This window comes from Anaerostipes sp. Marseille-Q3525 (assembly GCF_018223505.1).
Lineage (GTDB): Bacteria > Bacillota > Clostridia > Lachnospirales > Lachnospiraceae > Anaerostipes > Anaerostipes amylophilus.
Window position 1 is genome coordinate 57,405 of record NZ_JAGTTT010000014.1, and the last position, 8,855, is coordinate 66,259.

The window sequence follows — 8,855 nt, forward strand, 5'->3', positions numbered from 1 at the left end:
AAAAAAAGGTGGGAATTGCATGGAAGAACTAATAAAGCTCGTAAAAAATGAATTAAAGATCACTTGGAGTGATCCTGATACAGATAAGGAGATAGAAACATTGGTGGCCGATGCTATTCCCACAATGAACTATAAACTGGGAGTAAAAGAGGCTGATGCTGATTATCTGGCACCAGGACAGGAAAGACGTTTGTTCTTGAATTATTGCAGATATGCCAGGAATAATTGCGTAGAAGATTTTGATATGAGATATTTGAACGATATCTTACAGCTTCGATTAAAGTATGAGGTGAAATATGCAAAAGAACAAACTGTATAATGATGGATATTTAAGTGCTTATCAGGTCAAAAGAAAGAATAATGATTTTGGTGCAGTGGTAAGCTCGAAGACGATGGACGACATGGAGTTTATTGTGAAGCTTGCTTACGAGGAACGATCAAAACGGATGGAAGATATGGAATGGGCAGAAGCAAGGGATAAGACATTATCTTTAAAAGTTTGCTGTCCATTGTATCAGCATATTGAAAACAAACATCAAGTGATCGTAAATGATAAACTTTATAGTGTGATCAATATTGATTATGACAGAGCTAATCAGGAAATGTATCTGTATCTGGAGGAGGTGTGTGATATTGCTTAATGAGATACGAGAAAAGCTGGAAGAACTTCGAAGATACGAAGATGTTCCAATGGAAGATGTTGCTTATGGATTGCTTCCTCAAGGCAGTACAAAGAAATGGAACTATTTTGTATTTAACAGGGTAAACGTAAAGACCACCGGAAAGGCAAAAGGAGATTTCAACGAGTATTACGCAGTACATATTATCCACGAGGACTTTATACCGGAAGGATATATTTACAAAGTAATGCAAAAAGTATTAGAAATCAAAGGAATCAAATTAGCAATAAATGACGATATCTCTTTTAGTTATGCAAGGAAAGGAAATACAGATGTAGTTGTAGAAATTGCCACGATAATGCTTACAAAAGCTATTTTCAGAGGTGATGCAATTGGCAAGAACAGAAATTGATTATAAGGAATTAGATGATCTGACCGAGCTTATGGTGCGTGCATCAGATCCAGAACAGGCAATCAATGAAGTATTACATGAATCCGGATCAGAACTGATCAAAGAAGGGATTCAGAGGATTTTACCTAGTTCAGGAAGAAACTGGAGTGGAAAGAAGAGTCCGGCAAGTACATCACAGCCATTTACACAGGAAAATGGAAATTTAAGCGTAACAGTGAAAACAAATCCAGCATATCATTATCTTTATTTTCCAGACGATGGAAGCAACACAAAACATCATCAGGGAAATCAACAGTTTATGCTAAGAGGTGCCCAGAGCCGTCAGACACAGATCGTTGATGAGATAACAGAGAAACTAATAGAACAAATCGAAGGAGGAAGATAAATGTCAGTAAAATATAGTGAGATTTTTTCAGAATATGACATCACAGAGTGGGGTATCCGCTTTGGAGATGAGGCAGAAGCTGTCATTATGGACACGCTTGGAACTGCCGAGGAATCCATGGAAGTTCGAACAGTTACAAAGAATAAGAGAAATATGCCATGGAAGACAAGAACCAAGGCAACAGGGGCAGGGGAAGTCAAAATCACAGCACATATCAGAGAAGATGTCTATGATCAGATGTTTGGTATGTATGTGGATGGATATAAAGATGGAGTTACGGCATATGGAACGTTATCAGTGCATGAGCAGTTCTGTATGACAGAAAAAGTAGAGGATGAAGATGGAAATGTAAAATTAAAGGCATATCCATGTTGTACCGTAAAAGAGGGAATCAGCCGAAAAGTAGAAACCAATGCAGAAGAGATCGCGGAAGTTGAATTGACAGTATCTGTAGACCCAGATTCAACAGGAATTGGTATGTATCAGTTGATCATTCAGGAAGATACGGATGAGAAGATGAAGCAAGACTGGATGAAGAAATTTGATTCATCTTTAGTAGCTGCAACGGAACCAGCAAGTGAAGATGAGGCTACAGATCCAGTAGAGGGAGGAGAGTAAGATGGCAGTAAATACGATCATTGATGCTGAAATGATGGACGGAAGCATTGTAAAAATGACATTAAATTTTAAAAATTTATATCTGTTAAGAAACAAAGATAAAAAAACATACGATGAATATATGAAAATTTCAAACAAAGGTGCACAGGATGAAATGGAAGTCGCAATGATGTTATATGCGGCTTATAAATGTGGAAACATTGACCAGGAATGTATGCCATTTGAAGATTTTCTTGAAATTCTCCCAGTGAACCGAGAAGAATTATCAGACATCGTTATAAGACTTCAGCCGAAAAAAAAAGAGATTTTGCAGAAGCCTTTAGAAGGCTGACCAAATCAAGCAATAGTAAGATAAAACTTCCTAAATTTCAACTCAATGAGATTGAGGATTATTTTACATATTATGTACGCATGTTGGGAATATCAGAGACAACCTTTTGGGACTCTGATATTTCTTTTTTGCGTTCTTTAGCGGAAAATATTGCAGCCTATGAAAGCTGGAAGACGTATGTAAGAGAGAAGGTATTGGAAAATGGCTAAAAATGAAGCAAAAGTAAAATTTACAGCAGATGCATCAGAATTTAATAATGAGATCAGAGAATCAGAGAAAAACCTGAAAGTATTACGTGCCCAGCTGAAAGAAAACAGTTCTGAAATGAAGGCAAATGGGGAAAGTCAGAATGGAATGAAACAGAGACTTTCCATGTTGAATCAGGAGATGGAACTGGCGAAACAAAAGACAGAAGCAACCAGTCAGAAGTTAGATCTTGCCAGAAATATTTTTGGAGAAAATTCGAATGAGGCAAAAAATTTAGAAGCAGCACTTAGCAGATGTAAAAATGTTGAAAATGGCATTCAAGCCGATATCAATAAAACGAATGATGCGCTTCAAAAACAACAGGATTCATCAATGCAGGCTTCCAGCGCATTGGGACAGTTAGAGGACGTCATCAGCAAGCAAGAAGAAGAGGTATCAAGACTTGAAGCTGAATATAAAAATGCTGTCATACAGTACGGGAAAACATCAACAGAAGCAGAAAAAATGAGAAATGAATTTCTTAAGGTAGGACAGCAGCTTCAGGAAAGTAAAAACAAGATGCAAGAGGCTGATAATGCAGCAGGTGAATTATCACAGGCATTATCAGATATTGGAGACGGAGCAAATGATGCCAAAAATGATCTTCAATCTATTGCAGATGCAGCAGGATCAGGAGCATTGATGGATACTGCGGATGTTTTGGAAGGCGCAGCGGATAAGATTAAAGAAATTGGAAACGCATCCTATGAAACATACGCAGATATTGAAAACGCAACAACAAAAGTTACATCCTATTTTGACGAAACTGGAAAGGCAGCAGATCAATCAGCGAGCGTGATCAAGGAAATTTATGAGAGTGGCTTTGGAGATTCTATAGAGTCTGTCGGAAATGCAGTTTTAAATGTAAAAAAACAGCTAGGTGATCTTGATAATACAACGTTAAGTAATATCACACAGCAGGCAATGATATTAGAAGATTCATATGGAATCGACATGAATGAATCCCTTCGAGGTGTTAATTCATTGATGCAGCATTTTGGAATGGATGCACAAACAGCTATGGATTATCTGGTGGCTGGAACACAAAACGGCTTAGATAAAACAGATGAATTAGGAGACAATCTATCAGAGTATTCTGGAAAGTTTGCAGAAGCTGGCTATTCTGCAGGTGAGTATTTTCAGCTTTTACAAAATGGTCTTGATGGAGGCGCATACAATCTTGACAAGGTAAATGATGCGATTAATGAAGTAACAACAAGGCTCGGAGATGGAACAATAGGAGATAGTATTGGCCAGTATTCAACAAAGACACAGGAATTATTCCAAGCATGGCAAAACGGAAAAGGCAGCCAGAAAGATGTGATCGACTCAATCGTCAATGACATCAATAAAGCGAAAACGCAGCAGGAAAAAATGAATCTTGCAAGTACCGCATTTGGAACGTTAGCAGAAGATGGAGGAATCAAGGTTATAAGCTCTTTAACATCGGTAGGAAATGCTTACGATAATGTTTCTGGAAAAGCAAGTAAAATGAATGACACGACAACTACACCGATGCAACAGCTTGAGGGAAATGTGCGAAAGGTCAAGGATGCATTTGCACCATTTGGGGAACAGCTTGCCCAGATAGGTAATACAGTACTTCCTCCGGTAGCAAGTGGGGTTACGACTCTTTCTAATGTGTTTTCATCATTGCCCCAGCCTGTGAAAACGGTTGCTACGGCTTTAGGTGTGGCGGTTTCAGCAGGTGCAGCGGCAATTCCTGTGATCATGGCATTCAAGGGTGTATTGATGGCAATCAAGGCAGTAGGACTTGCTACGTCAATAGCTTCTTTAGCTTCGCCGATTGGTATTGCGATTGTTGCGATTACAGCGATTGTTGCAGCTGGAACACTACTTGCTAAAAATTGGGATAAAATAAAGACTACTATGAGCAATCTTAAAAATTCCATTACAACATCGTGGAATAATTTGAAAAGCTCGGTTGGAAATACATGTACGAATATAGCCAATGGTGCAAGAACAAAATTTACAGCCATGAGAACGAATGTTTCTACGATATTTACAGGAATCAGAACCAATGCGGCGACGATTTGGAATGGAACGAGAGCAAAAATTGCAACAGCAGTTCAAAATACAGCGAGTAATGCAAAAAGCGGATTTCATTCCATGGCTTCAAGTACAGTTGCAACCTTTAACAACATAAGATCAAAAGCAACTAGTATTTTTAATGGAGTGAGATATGCAATCACGCATCCAGTAGAGACTGCAAAAAATGCAGTTGAAAAAATTATAAGAACGATCAAAGGCTTCTTTGATAAATTGAAGTTGAAGATTCCAACACCAACACTTCCTAAACTCCCACATTTCAGCCTAAAAATGGGATCTAAAAAGATACTGGGTAAAACGATATCCTACCCTACAGGGTTTGGGGTACAGTGGTATGCAAAAGCAATGAACGAGCCTGTTATCTTGAATAGTCCTACAATTTTTGGAGCTTCTGGAGGCCAATTTTTAGGTGCTGGCGAAGCAGGAAGTGAGGTAGTGGCCGGAACTCAAACTTTAATGAATATGATCAAAGATGCGGTAATGTCAGCTGTATGGATTGATATTGATGCATTAGCGAATAAAATTGCAGAAGCATGTGCAAGGCAGAATATTATTGTGAAAGCAGATAAAAGAGAAATTGCAAGATTGATCAAGGAGCTTAAGTAATGAATATTTATTATGTAAATTCTGATGGAAAGAAATTAGATTTTTTAAGTGACAAGATAGCCATTCAAGATATAGACACCTTGTTTGATAATGAATGGTCGTACTCAAGTGCTACCAGCATGATTTTCGGCGGTAAAGTGAAAAAAATGTATAAGGGAGTACAAGAAAAAGAATTAACGGTTTCATTAGTGGCAGACAGCAAAGCAGAATTTACACAGTTATGCAGAGACATAGAAGATATCTTGTTTTTTGATGTCCACAAGATGCAGCCGGGAAGACTATATGTGAATGACACCTATTTATCGTGTTACTTTTTCTCAAGTTCGTATGAAGAATATGAGGATTTATTTTATATGACGGACAGAAAATTTAAGATAGTGACAGAATATCCAAACTGGATTGCAGAAAGAAACTATAAAATTGATAGAAGTATCTCTATGTTGAATGCGGTAACTGGTTACATGCTGGCAGGATCAGCAGTATTAAATCATACAGCACTCATTGATAGTGAAGAGGGCGATATGGATGCAGCGTATGTAAAGAATCCGCTAATGATTCCATGCAACTTTAAAGTCAGGATTAATGGCCCATCAGAATGGCCGTTCTTAAAGATCGGCGAGAATATTTATAACATTGATGAAGAGATACCAGAAGGAAGTTATCTGGAAATTGATTCAATAAAAAAAACGTGTATTCTACATGATTCTTCTGGAAATGAGAGGAATGTATTTGGATATCGTAATCCAGATTATTATATTTTTAAAAAGATCAACCCTGGAATCAACAGTGTAGAATGGAGTGATTCTACAGCACTTGAATTTACGATCTATGAGGAAAGGGGCGAACCATTATGGAGTTGAACTATACAGATAAAGATTTTGTTGATGTTGGAATTATCGATTGTGTCGGGTTAGACTATGACTGTGCTGGCAATAAAGATTTTGAATTAACTGTAGAAACTGGTGGTTCTGGAATGGAAAAAAGATCCATGTGGTATGCTATTGGAACAGAGTACATGGGAATTGTTGAATCTGTTGCAAGTGATTCAGAAGAAGACACTGTAACCTATTCAGGAACAAACACAAGAGGACTTCTTGCAAAGAAAATCCTGGAAGGAGAAAGAGAACTCATCGTATATGCTGGGAATGCTGGGGATATCATAGGCGAAATGTTGAAACAGACAGATTCGGAAGATTTATTTGTTTGTGATCCGACGGAATTAGATATCCCAGAATGCCAAATTGTATCGTATACAAATGTTTATGATGCGATTGTGCAGCTGCTAAAGTCAGTAAATGCAGTTCCGGTGTTTGTTGTGAAAAATGACAGAAAAGTACATATTAGCGCTGATCTGCGAGACGATTACAGTGACGAGATTCAATATCAGGGAAATAACACCTACAGCTTCAAAATTACAGATGATGGGTTAGGATATAATCACATGATCTGTAAGGCAACCGAAGATTCTGGGGACAGATATGTAATTCATTTGTTTACAGATGAAAATGGTGGAGTTCAGGAATATTCAAGGTCTGAATCTCCAGTACAAGATAGTGAATATATATTGGATAAATCAAAACAGCTGATCTTTGGAGTGGATGAACGCACAATGGTGTTATCTTCCGACGTATCTGTAACAGAAAATTATGTACTGACGAAGGAAAGGCCGGCAGATTGGACTACAAACTATATGGATTATTATACAAATGATGATAGCTCATACAAAGAGGTTGAAGCAACGCAACAAGAAGTATATACAAAACTAACAAGCAAACCGAAAGATTGGAATACAGGGTATGCAAATTATTATATTAAATCATCGACAGTTGACGGCGGTTCTTATTCTAGCGTATCAGCCGACACGATTAATTCATATAAATTACTCACAAGCAAACCATGGGATTGGGAAAAGAACTATTCAATTTACTATGAGCGTGTGAAAAACAGCGATGGAACAGGTTATACATACCAACAAGTAAATGGTATTGAAAAGCCATTGTATAAATTGCAAACAATGCAACCGACAGACTGGGCAGATAACTTTAAAAATTATTTTTACATCAGTAACAAAAAATATGTAGCAGTACAAGGAATAGGAAAAAAGAAAAATAAAGCTCCCAAATGGAGAACAAAAAAATATTATTCCAATGTAAAGAAAACATGTACGCCAGGATGGCAGAGAAATAAATATTATTATGTGTATTCACAGAGGGTATCAATACCAGCGTGGAGCAATAATCTGTATTACAGTAAATTTATTTTGGATACAGCGCCATCATGGACAGAAGGAAAGTATTATGTGAAAGTGCTGGATCATTATGCAGCAATGATAGAGAATGCACTTCAGGAGCTGGAGACAAAATCACCAAGCAGGAAGGCAGAAATGACGATCACAGATTATGATTGCAGAATAGGAGATGTTGTTGGCTGCGTAGATAACAGGAGTGGAATAGAAATATGCGAAGAGATCACAAATATTATATTCAAGATAAAAGACGGCTTGGAGGAATATGAATATACAGTAGGAGGGAATTAAAATGGCTTTTACACCGCATGCATATGAAGATGGAAAGACAGTTATAACAGCAGAGATCATGCAGTCGATTGAAGATGAACTGATAGCATTGCGTAATGAAATGGCTCTTGCAAGTTATCCGGTCGGAAGTATCTATATGTCAACTGTAAATGAAGATCCAGGAAAGAAATTCGGAGGCAGATGGCAGATATGGGGATCAGGAAGGGTTCCTGTTTGTGTGGATACAACACAGACAGAATTTGATATTGCTGAAAAAACAGGCGGAAGTAAATACATGCAGAAACATACTCACAGTACGCCAAATCATAAGCACACGATATCTGTGAATACCAAAGAATTGACAGGAAGTATGTATAACATCGCTTCACAGTCCAAAGGTTCAGCATATGGAGCATCTGGAATGTGCAAGGTAAGACAAAGCAAGGAAAAACATGGTTATGCATCAAATAGTGCAGATGGGACAACCGACGGATTCACAATTACAGCAACACATAATCATGCAATTACGCAGAGTTCTTCTGGAGGTGGAACTTCTGGAAGTTATGGAAATGGAAACGCTGAAAATATGCCGCCATACATAACGTGCTATATGTTTAAGCGTATGGAATAGAGGTGATGGATAGTGAAAAATCCAAGATACAATAATATTGATAATAATGGACTCATTTATATTTTAGAGATGTTAAAAAGTGAAGCTCAAAATGCAGTTGATGATGCAAATAGCTATACAGATACATCTATAGGAAATATTCAAACGGATATAGAAAATGTCAGAGATGAGATTTCAACTATACTGTGTGTTGAATCGTCACAAGGGTTCGTATTTAAAAACAATACGGTTTCAACAATATTATCAGTCGTTATTTATCATGGAAAAACGAGAATCACAGATATGAAAAAACTAAAAGAAGTATTTGGCGACAGCGCTTATATACAGTGGAAATGGAAAAGAACTAATGAAGAATCATATGGTGTTATATCATCCAACGATTCAAGGCTTATAAATGATGGTTTTTCGTTTAAAGTCAGTC

General features: G+C 37.5%; 11 protein-coding genes. All 11 read left to right on the forward strand.

Annotation, left to right across the window (positions count from 1 at the left end; genetic code table 11):
- Positions 1–19 precede the first annotated feature (19 nt).
- The gene (locus tag KE503_RS08295; RefSeq protein WP_212384979.1) at positions 20–319 is read left to right on the forward strand and encodes a hypothetical protein; all 300 of its coding nucleotides are present in this window, start codon (positions 20–22) and stop codon (positions 317–319) included.
- Entirely contained in the window at positions 297–641 is a 345-nt protein-coding gene (locus KE503_RS08300) for a hypothetical protein (protein ID WP_212384980.1), read from the forward strand. The genes KE503_RS08295 and KE503_RS08300 overlap by 23 nt, the downstream gene beginning before the upstream one ends.
- On the forward strand, positions 634–1,032 hold the full coding sequence (locus KE503_RS08305; protein WP_212384981.1) for a hypothetical protein: 399 nt from the start codon (positions 634–636) through the stop codon (positions 1,030–1,032). Before KE503_RS08300 ends, KE503_RS08305 begins: the two co-directional genes overlap by 8 nt.
- Positions 1,013–1,417 (forward strand): hypothetical protein, encoded by a 405-nt coding sequence (locus KE503_RS08310; RefSeq protein ID WP_212384982.1) that lies wholly within the window; start codon positions 1,013–1,015, stop codon positions 1,415–1,417. Before KE503_RS08305 ends, KE503_RS08310 begins: the two co-directional genes overlap by 20 nt.
- Positions 1,418–2,035 carry a hypothetical protein gene (locus KE503_RS08315; RefSeq protein WP_212384983.1) on the forward strand — a complete coding sequence of 206 codons (618 nt, stop codon included), beginning with the start codon at positions 1,418–1,420 and terminating at the stop codon, positions 2,033–2,035.
- Between the two features lies 1 nt (position 2,036).
- The gene (locus tag KE503_RS08320) at positions 2,037–2,366 is read left to right on the forward strand and encodes a hypothetical protein (protein WP_212384984.1); all 330 of its coding nucleotides are present in this window, start codon (positions 2,037–2,039) and stop codon (positions 2,364–2,366) included.
- Positions 2,367–2,567: 201 nt separating this feature from the next.
- Positions 2,568–5,288, forward strand: a complete 2,721-nt coding sequence (locus KE503_RS08325) for a phage tail tape measure protein (protein ID WP_212384985.1) — start codon at positions 2,568–2,570, stop codon at positions 5,286–5,288.
- Positions 5,288–6,148 carry a hypothetical protein gene (locus KE503_RS08330; protein WP_212384986.1) on the forward strand — a complete coding sequence of 287 codons (861 nt, stop codon included), beginning with the start codon at positions 5,288–5,290 and terminating at the stop codon, positions 6,146–6,148. Before KE503_RS08325 ends, KE503_RS08330 begins: the two co-directional genes overlap by 1 nt.
- Positions 6,139–7,824 carry a hypothetical protein gene (locus tag KE503_RS08335; RefSeq protein WP_212384987.1) on the forward strand — a complete coding sequence of 562 codons (1,686 nt, stop codon included), beginning with the start codon at positions 6,139–6,141 and terminating at the stop codon, positions 7,822–7,824. Before KE503_RS08330 ends, KE503_RS08335 begins: the two co-directional genes overlap by 10 nt.
- 1 nt (position 7,825) lies before the next feature.
- The gene (locus KE503_RS08340; RefSeq protein ID WP_212384988.1) at positions 7,826–8,434 is read left to right on the forward strand and encodes a phage baseplate protein; all 609 of its coding nucleotides are present in this window, start codon (positions 7,826–7,828) and stop codon (positions 8,432–8,434) included.
- Positions 8,435–8,446: 12 nt separating this feature from the next.
- On the forward strand, positions 8,447–8,855 hold a 409-nt coding region (locus tag KE503_RS08345), incomplete at its 3' end, for a hypothetical protein (protein WP_212384989.1).

Bases quoted from the DNA above. Each gene is read 5' to 3' on its own strand.
- KE503_RS08295 (WP_212384979.1), top strand. From the start codon at position 20: ATGGAAGAACTAATAAAGCTCGTAAAAAATGAATTAAAGATCACTTGG.
- KE503_RS08315 (WP_212384983.1), top strand. From the start codon at position 1,418: ATGTCAGTAAAATATAGTGAGATTTTTTCAGAATATGACATCACAGAG.
- KE503_RS08300 (WP_212384980.1), top strand. From the start codon at position 297: ATGCAAAAGAACAAACTGTATAATGATGGATATTTAAGTGCTTATCAG.
- KE503_RS08340 (WP_212384988.1), top strand. From the start codon at position 7,826: ATGGCTTTTACACCGCATGCATATGAAGATGGAAAGACAGTTATAACA.
- KE503_RS08325 (WP_212384985.1), top strand. From the start codon at position 2,568: ATGGCTAAAAATGAAGCAAAAGTAAAATTTACAGCAGATGCATCAGAA.
- KE503_RS08320 (WP_212384984.1), top strand. From the start codon at position 2,037: ATGGCAGTAAATACGATCATTGATGCTGAAATGATGGACGGAAGCATT.
- KE503_RS08330 (WP_212384986.1), top strand. From the start codon at position 5,288: ATGAATATTTATTATGTAAATTCTGATGGAAAGAAATTAGATTTTTTA.
- KE503_RS08335 (WP_212384987.1), top strand. From the start codon at position 6,139: ATGGAGTTGAACTATACAGATAAAGATTTTGTTGATGTTGGAATTATC.